This is a genomic window from Methanothermobacter wolfeii (genome assembly GCF_025397995.1).
Taxonomy (GTDB): Archaea; Methanobacteriota; Methanobacteria; order Methanobacteriales; family Methanothermobacteraceae; genus Methanothermobacter; species Methanothermobacter wolfei.
In genome coordinates this window covers 234,984-255,067 of the sequence record NZ_CP104550.1, presented here as the reverse complement: position 1 = coordinate 255,067, position 20,084 = coordinate 234,984, and the positions used below count along the sequence as shown (strand labels likewise).

At 49.0% G+C, this 20,084-nt stretch carries 15 protein-coding genes and 2 pseudogenes; 7 read left to right on the top strand and 10 right to left on the bottom strand.

The annotated features are described in order from the left end of the window. Positions 1–84: 84 nt before the first annotated feature. Both N5910_RS01350 and N5910_RS01345 read left to right on the top strand, forming a co-directional pair. A complete protein-coding gene (locus N5910_RS01350) occupies positions 85–2,457 on the top strand; it encodes a prenyltransferase/squalene oxidase repeat-containing protein (RefSeq protein WP_261599668.1) in 2,373 nt (790 codons plus the stop codon). 51 nt (positions 2,458–2,508) lie between these two features. After that, positions 2,509–3,825, top strand: coding sequence for a HEAT repeat domain-containing protein (locus N5910_RS01345; RefSeq protein ID WP_238337942.1), 1,317 nt, complete (start codon positions 2,509–2,511; stop codon positions 3,823–3,825). A gap of 53 nt (positions 3,826–3,878) precedes the next feature. Here the strand turns inward: N5910_RS01345 and N5910_RS01340 are convergent, their stop codons facing one another. From N5910_RS01340 to cdhA, 7 genes are read right to left on the bottom strand one after another with little or no spacing between them, the layout of a single operon-like run. Beyond that, positions 3,879–4,337, bottom strand: a complete 459-nt coding sequence (locus N5910_RS01340; protein ID WP_202879483.1) for a 4Fe-4S dicluster domain-containing protein — start codon at positions 4,335–4,337, stop codon at positions 3,879–3,881. 17 nt (positions 4,338–4,354) lie between these two features. Beyond that, a complete protein-coding gene (gene acsC, locus N5910_RS01335; protein WP_074358405.1) occupies positions 4,355–5,734 on the bottom strand; it encodes an acetyl-CoA decarbonylase/synthase complex subunit gamma in 1,380 nt (459 codons plus the stop codon). Between the two features lie 12 nt (positions 5,735–5,746). Beyond that, positions 5,747–6,901 (bottom strand): CO dehydrogenase/acetyl-CoA synthase subunit delta, encoded by a 1,155-nt coding sequence (cdhD, locus tag N5910_RS01330; RefSeq protein ID WP_074358404.1) that lies wholly within the window; start codon positions 6,899–6,901, stop codon positions 5,747–5,749. Between the two features lie 10 nt (positions 6,902–6,911). Next, positions 6,912–7,667 carry an ATP-binding protein gene (locus N5910_RS01325; protein ID WP_074358403.1) on the bottom strand — a complete coding sequence of 252 codons (756 nt, stop codon included), beginning with the start codon at positions 7,665–7,667 and terminating at the stop codon, positions 6,912–6,914. Positions 7,668–7,682: 15 nt separating this feature from the next. Next, entirely contained in the window at positions 7,683–9,065 is a 1,383-nt protein-coding gene (cdhC, locus tag N5910_RS01320; protein ID WP_261599667.1) for a CO dehydrogenase/CO-methylating acetyl-CoA synthase complex subunit beta, read from the bottom strand. A gap of 12 nt (positions 9,066–9,077) precedes the next feature. Then, positions 9,078–9,590 carry a CO dehydrogenase/acetyl-CoA synthase complex subunit epsilon gene (gene cdhB, locus N5910_RS01315; protein WP_074358401.1) on the bottom strand — a complete coding sequence of 171 codons (513 nt, stop codon included), beginning with the start codon at positions 9,588–9,590 and terminating at the stop codon, positions 9,078–9,080. 4 nt (positions 9,591–9,594) lie between these two features. Further along, positions 9,595–11,943: a CO dehydrogenase/acetyl-CoA synthase complex subunit alpha gene (gene cdhA, locus N5910_RS01310; RefSeq protein ID WP_390893147.1), complete on the bottom strand. Its 2,349-nt coding sequence runs from the start codon at positions 11,941–11,943 to the stop codon at positions 9,595–9,597. 335 nt (positions 11,944–12,278) lie between these two features. Here cdhA and cbiM point away from each other — a divergent pair, with 335 nt between their 5' ends. The 4 genes and pseudogenes from cbiM (at position 12,279) to N5910_RS09475 (ending at position 15,061) form a co-directional block, all read left to right on the top strand. Beyond that, on the top strand, positions 12,279–12,929 hold the full coding sequence (gene cbiM / locus N5910_RS01305) for a cobalt transporter CbiM (protein ID WP_074358399.1): 651 nt from the start codon (positions 12,279–12,281) through the stop codon (positions 12,927–12,929). Beyond that, entirely contained in the window at positions 12,926–13,246 is a 321-nt protein-coding gene (locus tag N5910_RS01300; protein WP_074358398.1) for a PDGLE domain-containing protein, read from the top strand. Before cbiM ends, N5910_RS01300 begins: the two co-directional genes overlap by 4 nt. A gap of 33 nt (positions 13,247–13,279) precedes the next feature. Further along, positions 13,280–14,065 carry a cobalt ECF transporter T component CbiQ gene (cbiQ, locus tag N5910_RS01295; RefSeq protein WP_074358397.1) on the top strand — a complete coding sequence of 262 codons (786 nt, stop codon included), beginning with the start codon at positions 13,280–13,282 and terminating at the stop codon, positions 14,063–14,065. Positions 14,066–14,127: 62 nt separating this feature from the next. Beyond that, positions 14,128–15,061 (top strand): annotated as a pseudogene (locus tag N5910_RS09475) (energy-coupling factor ABC transporter ATP-binding protein). A 32-nt stretch (positions 15,062–15,093) separates the two neighbouring features. On the opposite strand, the gene N5910_RS01280 reads toward N5910_RS09475, so the two are convergent. Next, on the bottom strand, positions 15,094–16,200 hold the full coding sequence (locus N5910_RS01280) for a type II secretion system F family protein (protein WP_191216347.1): 1,107 nt from the start codon (positions 16,198–16,200) through the stop codon (positions 15,094–15,096). A gap of 12 nt (positions 16,201–16,212) precedes the next feature. Further along, positions 16,213–17,784 (bottom strand): ATPase, T2SS/T4P/T4SS family, encoded by a 1,572-nt coding sequence (locus tag N5910_RS01275; protein WP_084531111.1) that lies wholly within the window; start codon positions 17,782–17,784, stop codon positions 16,213–16,215. Positions 17,785–17,825: 41 nt separating this feature from the next. Between N5910_RS01275 and N5910_RS01270 the strand changes: the two genes are divergently transcribed. After that, a complete protein-coding gene (locus N5910_RS01270) occupies positions 17,826–18,773 on the top strand; it encodes a hypothetical protein (RefSeq protein WP_238337939.1) in 948 nt (315 codons plus the stop codon). Positions 18,774–18,841: 68 nt separating this feature from the next. Here the strand turns inward: N5910_RS01270 and N5910_RS01265 are convergent. Continuing rightward, a pseudogene (locus tag N5910_RS01265) lies at positions 18,842–20,079 on the bottom strand (tripartite tricarboxylate transporter permease). Between the last annotated feature and the right edge of the window lie 5 nt (positions 20,080–20,084).

Sequence of the window (20,084 nt, the reverse complement as noted above, 5' to 3'; positions counted from 1 at the left end):
GTTAGCTTCATTCATAGTGCGACTTATACAAGCAGAAACCTCTCATTTGCAGGTAATGATGCCTATGTACACCATGATATCGTGATGAGAATCGTTACAGAGGGTCCCGGAATAGTTTCACATGACATCCCGTCACTTATGGGCCTCAAAGCATATGCATACCCCCCATTATTCCATCTGATAGCCTCCGCACTATACACGGTATCAAGATCAGACGCCGTATTCTTTCTCCTTCCTGCATTTTTCGGAACGGCAGCCGTCCTTGTAATCTACATGATCTCCCTTGAGATCTCGAGTAACCATGAGCAATCACTCCTATCAGCCCTTCTTTTCTCCATGACCCCATCCTTTGTTACAAGGACCTCCACATTCATGCCTGAATCCCTCGGTATTCTGCTATTCACCGGGATCCTGTGGATGATTGTAAGATACATTAAAACCGTGCCGGGGTACCCGGATATCAATAACTTTGAGCTTGGAGGGTTTCTGAACCTCTTCAAGGGTAATGCGAGGTACCTCCTTGGAGCTTCAGTTATATTCATAATGTACCCCTTCACCCACAGGGGGTGGATTTTCCTTGCAATCGCGGTCCTGATCCTTATTGCCACATTCCTGACACCCTCATTCAGGAAAAGGCCCCTTGAATTTGGCTTGATATTTGCAGCCATGGTAGTCTTCCTCGTTGAGTTCATAGCATTCGCTGCAAGATTTCAGGCCGTGCCTGTTACAATACTTGGATTCCCAAAGTGGATGGGAGTACTGCAGCTTGTAGTTGGACTCTACGGCGCCCTTATTCTTTTAAAATCCCGGAATCCTGTTCATCGATTCCTGATAATCTGGGCGGCGGTCTTCATGATAATAGGAACCTACTCATTCAGGTTCCGAGACCCCTACGCGGCAATACCCCTCACACTGATTGCCGGTTACGGACTCATGTCAGTAATCATGAAAATAAGGGATTCTGAAGTCCTAAAAAGGTATCCTCTCCTTAAATGGGACATCGGGCCTTCGCTGAAGAGTGGGGCGATTCTGCTCCTGATACTGGTACCCGTAAGTCAGGGCGCCGCCATGGCATACTCAAACGTAATCACACCGAGCCCTGAACAGATCTCTGCATTCAGCTGGATAGAGAAAAACACGCCTCAGGATGCTGTTTTCATGGCAAGAATCAATGAATCTTATCTTTTAATTGGGAACACCCATCGAAGAGACGTTCTTCTCTGGAATACGGTCTACAGGGGTTTCATGGGGGATGCTCCATCCGTAAAGGAGAACCGGATGATCCAGAAGGAGGTCTCAACAATCTTTGATTCCTCGATACCCCCAGAGGCCTATTACCTCATTGAAAAAAACAATATAAGCTACCTGTACCTTACAAGGAATGATCATAAAAGCGGTATAGGTCTCTACGCCCCCTACGACCCCCACTTTAAAACTGTCTTCGTGTCGGGGGATGTCTCGGTTTACCGCTACATCAGAAATCCGGAGCTTGAATCAAATACATCAGAAATAAGGCCCCAGAATAACAGATACGGTGAAATTATAGGCTTTATCGAAAAATTCTGGAATGGCTACTCATATTCAGAGGCTGGTGGTAATGGATACAACGACCCTGCAAGGGACCTCGAGTTCGGCAGCCTCTTTAAGGGTTCATATGAAAGTAACGCCATGATAGCAGCTCTCTATCTCCAAATGGGGGATGAAACAGGGGATGCAAGCCTCACAGAGAGGGGGAACTATCTCATTAAATGGCTGTCTTACAGGCAGATGGATAACGGTTCATTCCCCGCTGGCATGCCCCCTGCAGAATATACACTCACGACAATGCAAACCATTCACCCATTAATGGCTTTGAAATCAACTGAAAGCAATGAGATTGTCAGCAAAGGTCTAAGGTTCGTTGAATCCCAGACTGAAAAGGATGAAATCAGTATAGCGCCCGGCAAAACCTCTTCCACAATCCTTGGACCGGATTATCTCAAACTCAAAACAGAATCCCAGGTATCCGGCATGAACCCCGAAGGTAAAGGGGAAGTTGTGAACTCCATTATCCGGGAACAGGGCTTTGATGGTGCCTGGAGTTCCAGGGAATACGAGAACATCGGAATACTGAAGGGACTGGCACTTTACTACATCTCCACAAAGGATGAACAGGTACTTGAATCAGTTCAGAAGGGTGCGGAATGGCTCAGGAACCACCAGAACACTGACGGATCATTCCAGGGTGATGGGGAGGAGGATGTATACTGTTTAAGCCATTACTCCGATGCAGCCCTGATCTACAGCGTTGCCGGGGACAGCGCATCCCTTGAGAGAACACTCAACCATATCACTAAAAGGGGCGTTAAAAACGACCCGACACCCCTCAGATCCTTCATGACCCTCATATGGGATATGAAGCTGATATATGGTGATGACAGGGCCCTTGAGATTGCAGGTAAAACTCTCCACGACTGAAACACAAAATTTATTTTTCATATCCTCCAATTTATTATGGGGGATAATTCATTGGGATCTTCTATAAACACTGAGGTGCTCCTCAGGAGGGGGGATGTTTACGGCCTCATGGAGGCCCTGGAAGATGATGACTTTACCGTCAGGAGGGATGCTGCCGAGGCCCTGGAAACTCTGGCAGATGAAAGGGCCCTTGAAGCCCTTATCAGATCCCTGAGATATGAGGAATGGCAGGAAGAATATCCTGTGCTTACAGGGGTGAGGGCGGCTTCAGCGAGGGCCCTTGGAAGGATAGGAAACCCTAAAGCCGTTGATCACCTCATAATGGCCCTTGATGACACCGACATCGACGTTAAAATAGCGGCCATCAGGTCCCTTTCAGGGTTCCCTGAGGAAAGGGTCTTCGAAGCCATAAGGAGATTTATAGACCATCCCGACGAGAACGTCAGGAAAAATGCTGTTTGGGCCCTCATAAAACTGAACCCTGAAAGGGGGCTCAGGTATGCCTCCATGGCCCTTTACGATGAATCATGGGTTGTTAGGAAGACTGCTGCCAGGTCAATGATAGGAGTGGCAGACGAGGGCTACCTGGACATCCTCATTGATAAACTTGGCGACCCTGATTCCGATGTCAGGAGACAGGCTCTTCTTGCAGTTGTGAATATAGGGGAGGCAGCTGTTAAGCCACTCATCCAGAAGCTTGAAGATCCCTCCTGGCAGACAAGGGCCATGGTTGCGGAGGCTCTTGGTGAGATAGGATCAAAGAAAGATGTTAAACCGCTTAAAGGGATGCTTTCCGGGCGTAAAAGGGATGAAAACCGTTATGTCCGCGGTAAGGTAGCCGAGGCCCTTGGACTCATAGGCGACCCTGAAGCCGTCGAGGCCCTCCAGAGGGCCGCGAAAGACCCCTACCCCTTTGTAAGGAGGAAGGCCCGTGCAGCCCTTGATATTATTGATGCCAAACCTGACCTTGAGGTATTTGATAACGGGGAGCTGAGGTTCAGGTACCCCCGCTTCTGGGATCTCAGTGAGGCCAGTGAGGATGAAAGGCTGGTTGAAGGATCATGGGACGACAACCTTGAATTCGTTATAAAGCGAAAGGAAGTTCCTGAAATCACTGCAGAAGAGTTTTCAGAAGTCCTATTTGATGTACTGGTTAGGAAAGGATTTTTTAATCTTTCAAGGGATATAATAAGAATTGATAATGAACACGGGTATATAATGACGGGTGAAACAAAGGAAAAAAGGGTTATTGTATTTGTTTTTAAAAAGAAAATGAACATATACTACATCTACTTCAGGGGGCCCCTTGAGAGAATCAGGGACTCATACCGGTATATCAGGGTGTTTATCAACACCCTCCATGCTTAACCATGGCTTCTCCTCCAGAGACTCCTCATCCACTATTGTCCCTGACCCATCCACTAACTTTTCCTGTAAAACTTCATGGCCTCCTCAAGGATGTCGCTGAACTCCAACCGGTCATTCAGTTCCGCAAGGTCGTCCACTGAAATAAGCTTGAGGACGTTCTCCTTGCAGGCGTCAACGCACGCCGGGATGATGCAGTCGGCGTCCATGCAGAGGGTGCATTTCTCTGCAGATCTCTTTTCAGGGTCCATGACTATCATGCCAACGGGACATGCCACCATGCAGAGCTTGCAGAGTATGCATGCGTCTTCATCGATTACAAGGGCCCCGTCAACCTCCCTTATGGCGCCAACAGGGCATATGCGTGCGCATGGTGCCTTTTCAGGGTGGCACTGGAGACAGAACACCGGCATCTTATTTCCCTTCTTTGCCCTTGCAGTTCCATGGGTGTTCCTGCATGCATTGATACAGTCATCGCAGCCACTGCACCTTGCCGGATCAAGAACCATCAGCATCTTCACAGGTACACCACCTACTCTGATGCGAGTTTCTCAAGGAAATCAGGTATCCCTGATGAGTCCCTTGGTCCTACAAGCACCCGCCATCCGGTATCATCCTCTATCTCACCACTTGCCGGTGCTACAAGGCCCGGTATGATGAGGACCTTGTTTTTAACCCTTTCCTCTATCCCGGTATCCTTTATGAGGTCAGCCACTGCAGGACCGTTGAGCTGGCCCCCTGCCAGGGAAACATCCACAGCCCTTCCCTCTGTGTCAAGGACAAGGAGGTAGGCTGTAACATCCCCTGACTTGAGGTCCCCCTCCACTGTATAGTATGTGAGGGAGAAGTTAGTTGTCAGTATAACAGGTGAATCCTCATCCACCTCTCCGAACTCATATACGCCAGGGTCGACGGTCTGCGGCTTCCTTGGATCAGTGTAGAGTCCCTGTCTGAGTGTTAAAAGGGGCATTAACTCCCATATCTCCGTGCCCCCCAGGATGAGGATGTCCGCGTACCTGTTCATGAGGGTTGCTGCCACCGTAGCCTCCCTTATGTTTTCCTCCACAGCATCCCCTTCTCCTGAGAGCCTTGAAAGTGCAGGTACCCCCAGGATCGGGAACCTGAAGTCTGCATCACGCTCCTCAACTGCAAGCCGCCTTATCATTACGAAGTTGTCAATTGTATCCCCTATTCCCTCACCCGTAAATGTGCCAGGGTCAAGGATAATGTCAGCAACGCCCATTGAACGAAGCTTCCAGGAGAGTCTCTTCATCCCTTCAAGGTCGCCCGGCGCAAAGAGGACGACGGGGCATTCATATTTAAGTGCGAGTTCTGCCATTTCATCCAGGTTCTCCTCTGTTGCAGCATAAATGATGGGTCTCTGGTCACCCACCACCCTGAGGGCTGCCTCCATTGCCTCAGGGTTGAAGCTGCACAGTAGGAGGGGATATCCCATTCCTCCAAGTCTTTCTGCCGCTTCAGCAAATTTTTCAGGGCTTCCTGACTTATTTCTCAGGGCTATTCCGTCAAGTGTCAGTGTTTCCCCTGTTCGTTCGAAGCTCAGTGTCTGGATATCCTCGGCCCTCCCCATGAATTCATCCTCTGGGAGATCATCCGGTAAGTCTATCACGAGGGCTGTGGGGTTGTAGTATGTGAGTTCATACCTATAGAGGACCTGATCCCCTCCTATAGTAACCTTCCTGTTTTCAGGGCCGAAGCTGATCTCTTTAACGGCCGGTGCAAGCAGCTCTTCAAGTTCCTGTCTTTCATCCCCGCTCAGCTGGGGGCAGTCATCGAGGGTTAGCTCCTTTTCAATGAGTTTTGTGGCAAATGCCATGCATGAAGCCTCATTACATTTACCACAGTTGCTCTTTGGCAGTAAACGATACACATCCATAGCAGTGACCTGCAATTTTAAAACCTCCTAATAATCCAGTTCTGTTATCCATTCCCTCAGGTCAGGTGTCTCTGCAGTCATGTATTCCCTTGTGAAGGTCTCCCCTATTTCCCTTAGAAGCTTCACGGATGTTGGGTGAAGCATCATGAATATGTCCACACCTGACAGCATCATAGTAAGTCCGGTTACAATCTCCCACAGCGGACCCCTGTAGTCGGTGGGTCCCCATTCATCCTTCTTCATCCATGCCTCCCTTGAACCCCAGGCATTGGTTGTCCCTGAGGACATTGGCATCTGCAGATCGGCGTCTCCCTTGAGGGCTGCAAGCCTCGTCCTTGTTATTACGTCTATGGAGAACTCTATACCGTAACCAAGTGCACATGTGGTGGGGTCCATGACAATGTCCTCCCTTGTAAGGCCCTCCTTCATGAGGTACCTGTTGAGGGTCTTCTGCATGTTAACGTCGGTGATGGCCCATGACAGGACGGCATGGTTGTAATCAATGGCCGCCCTTGCAACCTTCCTGTAATCAAGGTCAAGGTTCGCTGATGCCAGGAGGCACCTCTCACCCTCGGCGGCCTCCGCGGCCTTTTCAAGTACAAGGGGGTCCTTTTCAGGGTCTCCTGATCCTCCAATTACAAGGGGGACATCCACGGCCTGGAGGACCTCCTCAATGTCCCTTGCAGCGTCCCTTGGTGATTTGTCCATGACCTTTGGCCCTGTACCTATCAGGTGTATTGTGACCATGTTGGCACCGTACTCCTTCACAGCCTTCCTTGCCCAGTCACCCGGGTCCTCCATCACGTCACTGAAGTGTTCCCTTATCGGCCTTGGAAGTCCCGGCATTGGTATGTCAAATACATCGAAGGTTACGACTGGAGGGTTTGGCTGGGGCTCCTCAAACCTGTAAAGGGCCTTCTGACCTCCAAGGTAGACAGACTTTCTTGTTCCATCCCCCAGCTTTACCTGGGCAACTTCGCCTGGATAGGATCTTACTGGCGGGTTGAATTCTTCTTCAGGGAGTGCTTCAACCTTCTCCCTTACTTCAACCGTCTTCTGGATGGCCTGCTGGACTGCAGGCATCATGTAGAGTTCAAGTTCATCAACGTCCATCCTGAACTCCTTTATTTCAATGGATTTTGTGTTCTGAAGCAGCTTCAGAAGCTCCGTTAATTTATCCATAAACACACCTCTATAGATTTAGTATCCTTTCAGCCACCTTCTTTATGGCCCTGAATGATGCGGAATCTTCAGGTAATTCATAGAGTGGTTTTCCCTCCATATCATACTCTGATACCAGAGGGTCCTCGGGTATGACGCCTATAACCTCAATACCCTCCCTCTCCACGCCCTCTTTCAGTCTTTCAAGGTCCTCATCCCTTACCCTGTTGAGGACAAGGAATATCTCCCTGAAGCGTATTTCAAGCTGTTCTGAGAGTTCAAGTATTCTCCTTGCAGTCAGCACCCCCCTCTTTGAGGGGTCGGTTACAACTATCATGACGTCAACGTTCTGTGTTGTCCTCCTGCTGAGGTGTTCCAGACCTGCTTCCGTGTCAATTACGATGTAGTCGTAGTTACTGGCTATGTTCTCAATTATCTTTCTCAGCATTGTGTTAACAGCGCAGTAGCAGCCGCTTCCCTCGGGTCTGCCCATTACAAGGACGTCAAAGTCCTCTGTTTCAACTATTGATTCCATCACACGATAGTCAAGCATGTCCCATTTATTTGCTGATGGGGGTATCCTGCCCTCTGCGGTGTCCCTCTTAAGCTGTTCCCTGACATCACCCACCGTCCGGTCAACGGACACACCCAGGGCCTCTGGAAGATTTGAATCGGGGTCAGCATCTATTGCAAGGACATCTGCCCCTGTTGATGCAAGTATCCTTATAAGGGAAGCTGAAAACATTGTTTTTCCGGTTCCGCCCTTTCCACTGACTGCTATTATCACAGGATCACTCTTGACCTATTCACGTTTTATTATCACGCTTTCAGCGTAGATCTTGGCATTTTTGAGGATTATTCTGAATCCACCGGCAACTGGGACGCTCATTTCAGGGGATGAAACTACGGGTACTGTTGAGGGGGCCTCTTCCATGGTTATCTCTTCTGCCTCCTCCTCCTCTTCAGCCTCGGGTTCAGGTTCTGCAGCCGCCCTTTCAAGGACAGGGTGGCCCTTCTCCCTTAGGAACCTCCTGATCTCCTTTATGGATGTTGCATCCTCCTCGGTTGCTATCTTATCCCTGAGGTCCTCTGGAATGAATTCTATTAATGAATCCTTGAGTTCCTTTGGCATCCACACTATCCTTGAGTATCCTCCATCTGCCTGGAGGAATTTCGGTGACCTCATATATTCCAGGCTGAGGCCTGAGAATCCTTCAACCTGTTTTCCGCCGGAGCACTGGCCTGCCATCGCCGAGAATGGTATTCCCAGAGGTGTTTCTCCCCTGAAGTCCCTGTTCACTATACCTATACCGTCCAGTTCGGGTATGTAGAATGCCACTGCCTCGAAACATCCGCAGGATGTGTGGGGGTATCCGAATATGCTGTGAAGGTAGACCCTCTCTGTTGTTCCCTGTGAATGTTCTGCAACTGCAGCGTTAATGCCTTCATATTCTCCCTTCTCTGCGTCAAGCACTTCTCCCTTTTCAATCTCAAATATTGGTCCCTCAGGATCCATCTTGTATGCTGCCCTGCAGTCGAACCAGTTTATTGCTCCGCACAGGGCTGTTCTGTCTGGTGTCACTGCACATACATGGGTGGGTGCAAAGGACTGGCACATCAGACAGCCGTAAAAGACATCAACATCCTCGTCTGAGAGTTCCCTTGCCCTGGAGTCCCTTAAATCATATTTTTCCCTTGCGGTTTCAAGGAAGGATTCAACCTCCTTTTCATCTGTGATTATGGTCACGGATATTGACTCTATTATGGGGAATTCCTCCCTGAAGAGAACCGAGAGTGCCCTTGCAAGGTGTTCAAGTCTGAATCCTGCATCCCTGGCCTCTGTGCTTACACGGCACCATATCTGGTCCCTCTGGTTGAGGTGCATGAATCCCTTGACATAGTTGCAGAGCTCGTGGACCCTTCTTTCAATAACACCCTCAAGTTCCTCCTCAAGTTCCCCCCCACCTATCTCTATGCTTATGGCAAAGGGGTAGATCTGGCCCTGTTCCATTTCAGGGATGTCCGGCCCTATAACCTCTATCTTTCCATCCTCGACACTGTCCTTTACCTGAACCAGCTCGGCTCCTATTGATTTGGGGCCTGCCAGTTCAACGAACATGTTTGCTGATCTTATCCTTTCCCCCTCATGCATTGGACTTACATCAACGGGTATGTCTTCAAACATTGAATTCCTCCATCAATCTTCATGCATCTTTTCAAGGTATCTGAACCATTCCTCATCATCCATGTTAGGGAATGATGCATCTGCGTTTGAATGGAATGTTTTGCATATTGTGAGTGTCTTTATATGTGGTGCGAAGTGTTTCAGGGTTGACAGGCCCTGGGATGCGATGTAGTATATGCATCCTATGAATATCACGAGGTCATGCTGACCCTCACCCCTGACACCCCTCCATTCAGGGTCCTTCAGGAGGTTGGTTATCTCAACTATGCCGTAGGGCTCTGTTTCAACACCCCTCTCATTGAACACCCTGAAGGTGTCTGCAGTTGTTACAACAGGCAGATCCCACCTTTCCATTATCTTCAGTGTGTGGTCAAGTACTGGCTGGCGTTTTGCAAGGGGACCCACCACCATGAGGGGCCTCTTGGCCTTTTTGATCATCATTACGGCTGTTTCAGGGGTTACGAGCATTGCCTGCTTTGGCCCTGCTATAACCGTTGGCTGCCATGGTATTATACGGTCATTCATGGGATCACCCCTTCTCCATTTCCATAAGGGATGGTTCCTTTGGAACCTTCCTTGGCTTCCAGTTTTTCTCTTCAAGTATCTTCATCACGTCCTTCTTGTAGACTATCGGGATGTCCTTCTCTGTCCTTATGAACTTGTCGATGTCGTCAGGTATCGTGCCGAAGTACTTCCTGTGGAGGTCTATGTAGTTACTGAGTTTCATCTGGCGTCCCTTTGGGGTGTCCGTTGGCCTTATGCAGAGCTTTGCTATCATGACCGTGACCTCCTCCCTGTTTTCTGCGGCGTAGAGGAGGTGTTCGGGGGCGGGTTCGCCGTCGATAACCTCTCCGGTTCTTAGATCGTTGAGTTTCCATTTTTCTTCATCATCGGCCCTTCCAAGGAATAATCTGCGGTATTTTGATCCGTGGGGTCCGAGTACTACAGGTATCCCCCACCTGTTGACACCTGTTGCTATTGCAGCCGCCTTCTGGGAGTATGCGCCCCATGCAACTCCACATGCACCGACACGGTTGAGTATGTAGTCTGCTATCTCCTCAAAGTTTCCCTCAAGGGGTTTCTGTGCGAATATGTTTGCTATCTTTATTGCGGCACCTGAAATGTGGGCATTTGAAACGCAGGACCCCATATTCACGAGTCCCTTTGCATCAAATTCTCCACCATATTTCTCATAGAGGGTCTGTCCGTCTTCATCCCGGTATTCGCCTATGGACATTGCACCGCAACCGGTTGTTACCACTATGTAGTTTCTCTCAAGGAACTCCTTTGCCATGAGGGCAACATCCTTTCCGCCCGCAGGGTAATTTGAGCACCCTACGAAGGCCACCACGCCAGGGATGTCGCCCAGTACTATGGGTGCCCCTACACGTCTTATTTCAACGTCCTGGGCAGGGCCCCTTCCTGCCCTTATTTTGTATTTCTCGTCCTTGACCCTTCTCTCACCGGCCTTTGTGACCATGGAGACTATGGGTATTCCCCTTTCGCATTCCTGTTCGCATCTTCCGCAGGTGTAGCAGAGCTCCTCAACCGCCATTTCCTCGAGCTGGCTGAGGTCTCCCTCTGCAGCCTTCTTCACAGCATCCATAACAGGCAGGCTGTTGGGGCATGCACGCTGGCACCAGCCGCAGTCGGTGCACTCTGATGCCAGTTCAATTATTTCCTCCACATCTGGAAGCTTCTTAAGGGGTTTTCTTTCCGGGGCGAGTTTAATTGCTGTTTTAACAGCCACTTCACCCACCTTTTCAGGGTCAAGGATGAGTGCACCCTTTATGTTTCCCTCGATGAGGTCCCTGACGATCCTATCAGGGTCCTCGTCTGTCATGTCCGGGAGGCCAAGGCACATCTTATCGGTTGTTGCAATCACCGCGGACCTGTTCTTGAGGGCCTCTTCAAGTACGTCCGTCCTTACGCACTGTTCGTCAACAACCACCACGTCTGCAACGCCGCTTCTTATGAACCGCAGCTGCTTTGACAGAGGTCCCACAACCTTGGCTGCATCGTTGTACCTTGTTATGTCGATGGCTGCGCAGCATATCCCGCAGACCTCCACATCCTCTTCAAGTCCCTTTTCATCAAGGTAGTCCACTATATCCGCACCAGGGAGTACATTGTGTCCTATGCAGAGGACAACCGGTTTTTCTGTGTCTATTGTCCCGAATCCGAGTTCAATGAGGGGTGCGTCCTCATCACCCTTTGGAAGGTCCAGGGCAACTATCTGGGCTAGATCCGCAGCCTCCCTTGCAAGGTCATCCATGAGGCCTGCATGGAATGCCTTTGATTCGAAGTCCTTGCTGTCACCCTCCTGTCCTGTGTGGCATGCTGATAGGAGGTGTGACATCTGCTCTTCAACGTAATCCATGACCTCCCTGAGGTCCCCCAGGGTCCGGGGTCTTTTACCCATGACTGTCCTTGTTATAGGGGCCTCTATATCCACATTCATGCCCAGGTCTATCTCATGGTCTTCCCCGAGTTTTTCTATGAGGTGTTCTAGGAGGTGCCTTGCGTGTCCTGCATGTGCTGCTGTCCCTATCAGGCATGCCAGGAGCACCGTTCTTGCCTGCTGGGTGGCTGCGTCTATACCGCAGGCTCCCTTCTTCCCCAGCAGTTCGCACTTACCATAGGTACACAGACAGCACATATCACAGAAGGGTGCATAGAAGGGTTCGTATCTTTCAAGGAGTTTCATGTCCCATGATCTAAGGTCAGTCACATGGGGCATGGGTTTAGGCCCCCTGACTTCCTCAGGGGGCTCCTCCTCTGTTATTACTTTTCCTATGGATATCTGGATGTTCTTAGCATCCCAGAAATCCCCTTTCAGGTCTTTGGCTTTTTTTGATTCAGGTGCCACATCTATCACCAGTATTACTAAATCCCGATTGGCAATTATTAATGATTTATAATGATGTTTTTCATTTTATGGAAAAGGTATATAAATTTTGTGTATTATGAGCAATAACATAAAATCCTCCTGATTTTTAATAATCCATCCCATCATCTCCTTAAGGTCTGTTTCCCCCTATAGATTTCAGAATACCTGCAGGGAGGGTCCCTTCACCTTCCTGCCCTCAGACTGATTATTACTGTAATATAAATTAAAAGAAAAAATAGTAATACTCATAATAAGCTTTATATTATATAAATCATGATATAGGTCATGGAAATCATAATAATAATTTAAAGGAGGCGAATATTTTGCATATCCCCGATGGTTTCATACCATTCCCCCAGTATCTCGTATACTGGATAATAGCCATTGTAGCCCTCTACTTCAGTCTGCAGTGGGCTAATAGAGATCTTAAAGAAAGACAGATTCCGCTATTTGCAGTTCTTGCAGCGGGAATCTTTGCAATACAGGCCATGAACATACCGATACCATGGGGTACCAGTGGCCATATGGTCGGAGCTGCCCTTGTTGCAATAGTCTTTGCAAGCCCATGGGCTGCCGTGCTCCTTCTATCGATAGTACTCATACTTCAGGGACTCATATTCGGTGACGGTGGAGTCACAGCCCTGGGTGCCAACATCTTTAACATGGGCATCATCGGTGGTTTCACAGGTTACTACCTATTCAGGGCAACTAAATCCATTGGAGAAGTTCCTGCAGTTTTGATAGCATCATGGGCATCCATATTCCTTGCTGCAATCGCCTGTGCAGTGGAAATGTGGATTGCAGGGACATTCCCGCTGAATGAAGGCCTTGCATTCATGGGACTGTACCATGCAGTCATAGGCCTCATTGAAGCCGCGATAACGGTCATCGTTGTCCTTGCAATAGAAAACGCCCGCCCGGATCTCTTCTCATTCAAGAGCTGGGGAAAACCAAAAGAGGTGGCTGCAGAATGAAAGCCAGAGACAAAAAGTTCCTGATTGGCGGCCTCATAATCGCCCTGGTGATAGCTGTCCTTGCACCATTCCTTGCCTCTTCAAACCCTGACGGACTTGAGAGCACTGCTGAAAAGCTTATGCCAAACCCTGAAACCGAGCCCGTTCTTGAGTCACCCCTCCCTGATTACACATTACCTGCGCTGGGTGACAGTCCCCTTGGAGGGGTTATATCACTCGTCCTGGGCACAGTCCTCGTCCTTGGAGTTGCATATGGAATAGGTGCCATATTCAAGGGTGATGCAGGCGAAGAGGGAAATGAGAGTTCGGAGGATTAAAATCCTCCATTTTTTTTCTACAGGGGAAGTTGAATGGAAGACCTTGTAAACATTGAAAGGGAAACACTCAAGGAAAGCCCCGTCCATGGACTTGATGGACGGGTGAAGCTCATCATAACATTCATGATAATAGTCTATGCTGTTGGAACCAGCAATATCCTTATTCTTGCCATCATGGAAGTTTACCTTCTCACATTGATATTCATCTCAAATGTATCCCTTTCCTATGCTATTAAACGTCTTATCCTCATACTGCCCTTCGGGGGCTTCATAGCCCTATTCCAGCCCTTCATAAGGCCCGGTGATGTTATATGGGCAGGTCCCCTAGGACTCCAAATCACCATGCAGGGACTCAATTTTGGATTGCTTCTACTCTCCAAGATCACCGTGAGTGTAACAGCGGTGATACTCCTATCCTCAACAACATCCATGCAGGAACTTGTTGGTTCGGCCAGGAGGATAGGGGTACCCGCGGATCTCGCCATGCTCCTCAACCTCACCGTAAGGTACCTGTTCTTCTTCTACGATGAACTGGAACGTATAAGGAACGCCCAGAAAACAAGATGCTTCGACATATGGAATGAAAGAACACCCTACAGGTGGAGGCTGCGGAAGGTCGGTGAAACCATCGCCATGATGTTCCTTAGGGCATATGAACAGGGCGAAAAGGTTTACCTCGGCATGCTGAGCCGGGGTTACAGCCCTGAAAGCAGGATGTACACCATACACTCCAGGATCAGCAGGGGTGATGTGATATTCATAGCAGTGAACATTTTCCTCCTTGCAGCCCTCTACCTGATCCAGCCGGCCGCCGGATAACAGAGAGTGAACATTCCCCGGCACCGATCCAGGCAAAAAATGAAACTTCCAGTGATGCCAGTATGATAGAAATAAAGGACCTCAGCTACAGTTACCCTGACGGCATCCCTGCCTTAAAGACATAAACCTCAGGATAAAGAAGGGGGAGCGAGTTGCTGTGATAGGACCCAACGGTGCCGGTAAATCAACGCTCCTTCTGCACCTCAACGGTATACTGAAACCCAAAGAGGGCAGCATCCTTATTGATGGGGCTGAAATTGACTACAGCAAGGATGGACTGATGAAACTCCGTCAGAGGGTGGGTATAGTATTCCAGAACCCTGATGACCAGCTATTTTCACCCACCGTGTTTGAAGACATGGCATTCGGACCGGTGAACCTTGGACTTGACGATGATGAAGTTGAGAGACGGGTCAGGGGATCCCTTGAAGGGTTGGTATGGGTGGATATGGGGACCGGCCCCCACACCACCTCAGTGGCGGTGAGAAGAAGAAGATTGCAATTGCAGGTATCCTTGCAATGAAGCCTGAAATAATGGTTCTTGATGAGCCAACCGCCGGACTTGACCCCCAAGCAGCCGATGACATCATCGACACACTCCTTGAGCTTGGCAGGGATGGGATAACCGTTATCATCTCCTCCCATGATGTTGAAATAATAAGCCAGTTTGCAGAACGAATAATCGTACTGAACGATGGTCGGCTAATTGCCGATGGGGGGTCTGAAGAGATATTCAGCCGCCCTGAAATCATCAGAAGAGCGAATCTCAAGCTTCCAAAGACTGCCGACCTCATGAACCGCCTCAGGAATGCTGGATTCAGGGTTGATGTTAAATTAACAGTTGAGGATGCATACCACGAACTCCTCCATACCCTTGGAGAAAAGAAGTACCATGAACTCCTCCATGTCCTAGGGGAGGAGAGGCAGCATGAACTCATCCACCTGCTTGGAGAAGAGAAATACCATGAACTTCTACATGCACTGAAAAAAGATTAAATTTTGAACTTCAGTCACATCATCTAAAAAGACTAAAGCTTCGGCTCCAGTCTCTTTATCATGAATGCCATGAAGCCCACCAGGAGCGGGAAGAGGAAGAGGTATATGAGTATGATGGCCATGGGTGGTAGAACCGGTCCCATAACCGTTGATGCTGCAAGGAGCATGACAAGGAATATAACAGGGCCCAGGATGGCCAGGAACATGTAGATCATTGTAAAGGAGTTCAGTTTCTGGGAGTAATCCTTGAGCTTCATCCTCATTTCATATGCTATATCATCTGCAATTACATTGAGGGTCTTTGAAAGGTCACCACCACTGTTAAGTGTCCTTGTAATCTGGTAAACAGCCCTCTTAAGACCATCCGATTCTATCCGGTTACTCATCTCAATAAGGGCGTTCTCGGTTGTCTCACCGTATTTGATTTCCTCCAGTGTCCTTGCAAACTCCTCAGAAAGAGCCCCGTAACCTGACATTGCAACCGACCTCATGCTGTCATGCAGCCCCAGCCCTGACTTGAGTTCAGTTGCCATCTGACGGAGGGCGAAGGGGAGCTCCCTTGATGCTTCAGTGGAACGTTTTCCCTTCCGAAGGTTGGGGAGAAATATCATGATCATGGCCATGAAAAGGACCGCCATCATCACCGCAAGTCCTATTTCTATTCCAAAACCAAGGATGACCATCACGACCAGTAGAATGGCGCCGGAACACCCTCCAAGTATCATGATGAGTTTGGGGTCCAGCTGTTCCTTCTCCTCCTCCCTGAGAAGTTCCTCAAGGGAAGCCCTCTGATATGTCTCCCGGGTAACAGAATCCTCCCTTTCCTCGAGTCGTTTATCGGCCTCTATAAGCCCCTTGAATACTTCTATCTCCTCAGGAGTCATTTTCATTCGACTTATAGGCCTTAAAGATCCCCTTTTACCCAGGAACCCCTTTTTTGGGGAAAATTTTCCTTTGAAAAGTCCTCCTCCTGATCCAGATCCTCTCCCGAATACTCTTCCCGGTTTTCCTACCGGAGGTTTGGGGGGCTTTATCTCACTGATCTTCTGGACTGGTTTCTGAACACCCTCCCCAACCTTCTTTGAGGATTTAAGGGTCAGTCCGCCCAGTTTATCAAATAAGTCCTTGATGGATGCCATGATATCATCGCTCTAGAGAATGCTGTCCAGGACACCGTCAGGGTCCCTGTAGTACTCGTTTATGTAATGCCCCACCTCATCGATTGACCTTATGTTCTCATCAGCCATGTATTCAAGAACAAGTCTTCTCCTCTCGATCTCCTCTTCAATCTCGTTTATGCTGATGGCCCTGAGTTCAGCTATCTCCCTGAGGGTCTGGCTTGCTATTCCAACATATTCAACCTTGTCTGTTACACTGTTCCACTCGAAGACCCTGTTGAGCTGGACGTTGCCCTCCTCCATACCCACAACCTCGGCAACCTCAGTTATCCTCCTTATGGAGCCTCCCTCAGGCCTGTACATCCTGTTCTGCATTATAATGAAGTCCAGGGCAGGTATCATTATCCTCGGCACATTCATCGGAGGGTTTATGAGACGGGTTATGGTCTCCCTCGCCGTGTTGGCGTGGAGCGTTCCGAATCCACTGTGCCCTGTGTTAAGGGCTGTGAAGAGGGTTATGGCTTCACTGCCCCTGACCTCACCGACAATCACCCTGTCGGGCCTCTGACGGAGGGAGTTCTTAACCAGGGTGTCCATGTCAAGTTCACCCTTACCCTCAATGTTGGGTGGTCTTGTCTCCATCCTTAGGACATGGGTGTGAGGGAGCTGAAGTTCAAGGGTGTCCTCAATTGTTATGATTCGCTCGGTTGGGGGTACGAATGCTGATACCGTGTTGAGGGTGGTTGTTTTACCTGAACCGGTACCCCCTGCGACTATTGCGTTGCAGGGTTTGACACCAAGTCCATCTGTGCACACCCAGAGGAATGCCGCCAGATGAGAGGACATTGTCTTGAAGTTTATAAGGTCAACAACCGTGAAGGGGTCCTTCCTGAACTTTCGGATGGTGAGTGTGGAGCCATCAGGAGAAACCGGGGGAATTGTTGCATTGATCCTTGAACCATCAGGTAGCCTTGCATCAAGTATCGGTGTCTGCTGGTCAATACGTCTGTTTACCTGCCTTGCAATGAGGTCTATGATGGCCCTTATATCATCGTCCTCCTTGAAGACGACGTTTGTCAGCATCATCCCCATTTTACGGTGGTAGACAAATACTGGCTTGTTGACACCGATTACCATGATCTCCTCAAGGTCATCGTCCTTGATGAGGGGGTCAAGTTCACCGTATCCAAGCATCTCCTGGGAGATCTGCTTGGCAAGTTTATCAACATTGCGAACCCCCTTCATTTTAAGGAATTCCTTAACCTCCCCCATGAAGGTGGATTCATCGATCCTGAAGTCCTCCCCCTTGGATACGGCAACTTCAACGAGTTTTTCACGTATCTCATTGAGGAGTTCCCTTTCCTTCTCAGAGAACTTTGGAAGTGAGACCTTATATTTTGGTATGAGATCCCCCTCTATGATCTCAACATCCTTTATAGCTGGACCTCGTGGTACGGGCTTCGGTGATGGTTTTTCAAGCACCTTTTCAACCTTAAATGATGATTCATCTTCCTTTGAAGGTTTTTCTTCCTTATGAGATGTCTCATCATCTGCTGCAAATTCTCCAAGAATCTCCCTGAGAATTTCCTTCCTTTTATCCCTCATGTTATCTAAAGATTAATATGTGTAGAATAATATTTAAGGATATGTCAGTTTACTGCCCTGTCTGTGGTGAGGTCCTTGATGGCTGTGATGCAATCATAAGAAAAATCGAAGGATTATATGATCCATGCCCGCTATGCACTCCCCCTGGACTGAGCAGGTTCAGGTCCCTTATGGACCAGGTGCAGGGTTCAGGGGAAGTCTGCGGGTGTGGAAGGAGGCACCTTGACTCTGTCATGGCGGATGTCTGCAGTATAATGATATCCTCTGGACTTATTGGCCCTGATTCCAGTCTCAGGGATGCTGGCGTGCCCCTCATAACACCTGCATTTCCACTCGGTTCGCCGCCGTTTCTTCCTGAAAAATCTCTTGTTCTCCTATCACCAAAGGTTGACCGTGAAACGGCCAGAGAAATACTGAAGGAAGTTCCTGAGGTGAAGGGTGTTATGAGGGGTGACCCTGGGAAAACTCCGGGGATCTTCAACTCCAGGGCAACCCCCCATGTCTATGAACTCCTTGCTGGCTGTGATATGAGATGTGACTTCATGAAGACTCCCTCTGGAGGTTTATGCATATACCGGAGGCAGAGCAGACTCCATATTGAGTTCCCATCCCATGAAAATCCAAAGATAAATGCTGTTGCCAGGGAACTGGAATCCAGCACGCCAGAAAGTGTTGTTGATGCAACCTGCGGTCCCGGCACCCTTGGAATATTCTCACTGCTCTCAGGGGTTGGAAGGGTTGTTTTTAATGATCTATGGGGCGATGCATGTGATATGACACGCCTGAACCTTGAGGTCAATGGATTCAGTTCTGCCAGGAAGACAGGAGGAAGATCCTTCAGCATATACAATATGGACATAAGGGACCTCCCCGATGTCCTTGATGAAAGGTTCGACCTCTGCATCATCGACCCCTTCCCTGGTGCTGACCTCAAAGAATTCGCAGAAGCCGCCAGAAAACTTGCAGAAAGGATTCTGATAATACAGTGAATAAAGCCAGCTTCAACCGTTTCAAATTAAAGCTGAAGGTACCCCCCAATGGACTGCCTGTCACCCCTTTAAATCCCTGTATAGATGATGATGGCCGGTATGATGAGTACACCCATGAGGTGTGATTTGCTCACCCCCACAGAGTGTGGAAGAAGACCGAAGGCTGTTGATGCTATGAGGGTGGCTGCAATGAATGGGATGCTTGCACCCTCCTTTAAGGTGAAGAAGAGGATGGATCCCACCATGAATATCATGACATAAACCGATATCCTCCCATAATCCACCACCCCCTCACCCGGCAGATATAATCCCCTGCCCTGAGTGCTATGATTGATGCTGCTGAAACAGCCAGGAGTGAAGCTGATATGAAGAGCATCAGATGGGCGGTGTCCACCCCCTGAATTATCTGGGAGATGTAGACCGCGATTCCGCTTCTGGGATTACCTATAAGGTAGAGTGTAAGTAGCGAGAATAGTGCGTCCGATGTGTTAAGACCGCTCAGTGCAACAATGAATGTTTCAGGAGAATCTTCTCTTGCCCCTGCAAGTGACTGTGCCAGTATTCCGCCCTGTGCCGGTCCGAAACCAGGGAGAAATCCAAGTAGTGTTGATGCAAGTCCACCTGCAGCCACCGCCCTTAAAATTTTTCCATCAACAGTTACTCCCTCGAATTTTCCCTGTTCCGGTATGGATGGTTTCGAACCCAGACTGTAAAGGATTGTGCTGAGGCCGGAAAACCCTGTGAAGAGTGTCATGAGCCCAAGACCAGGGGATAATGGTGTGCTGAACACCTGAAGCCCCATCAGACCTGAAAACATAAAAAGAATCACTGCCCAGAGCATGGATTCATAGTTCCTGCTGAGGGTTATCAGCATGTAAAGTGAAACAAGAACAAGTAAAATCCACATGTAAGGTTTTATAAGTCCATAGAGTGGTGGGAGTACAATGAAAAGTGGGTGTAACATGATTAAGGTCAGTATAATGCCGCCGGCAGCGCCGATGGTTGCAAGCCTCACGGCCTCCATGGCCCTTCCCTCAAGGACCATACGGTGGCCCGGTAGAACCGAAAGTGCGGTCCCCTCATCAGGCACTCCCAGAAGCAGGGAGGGTATGAACTCAAGGAGTGCGTGTGTCACAGAGAGAGATAATAAAAAAACAGCAAGAAATTCTGGTGAAAATAAGCCAAGGATGTATGATGCTGATGAAAAAGCAAAGGCTCCCACGGTGTTGACATGGACCCCAGGGATAAGGCCTGTTAGTACTCCCACCAGAATTCCAAGAAAACAGGCAAGAAGGATATCGAGTATCCCCA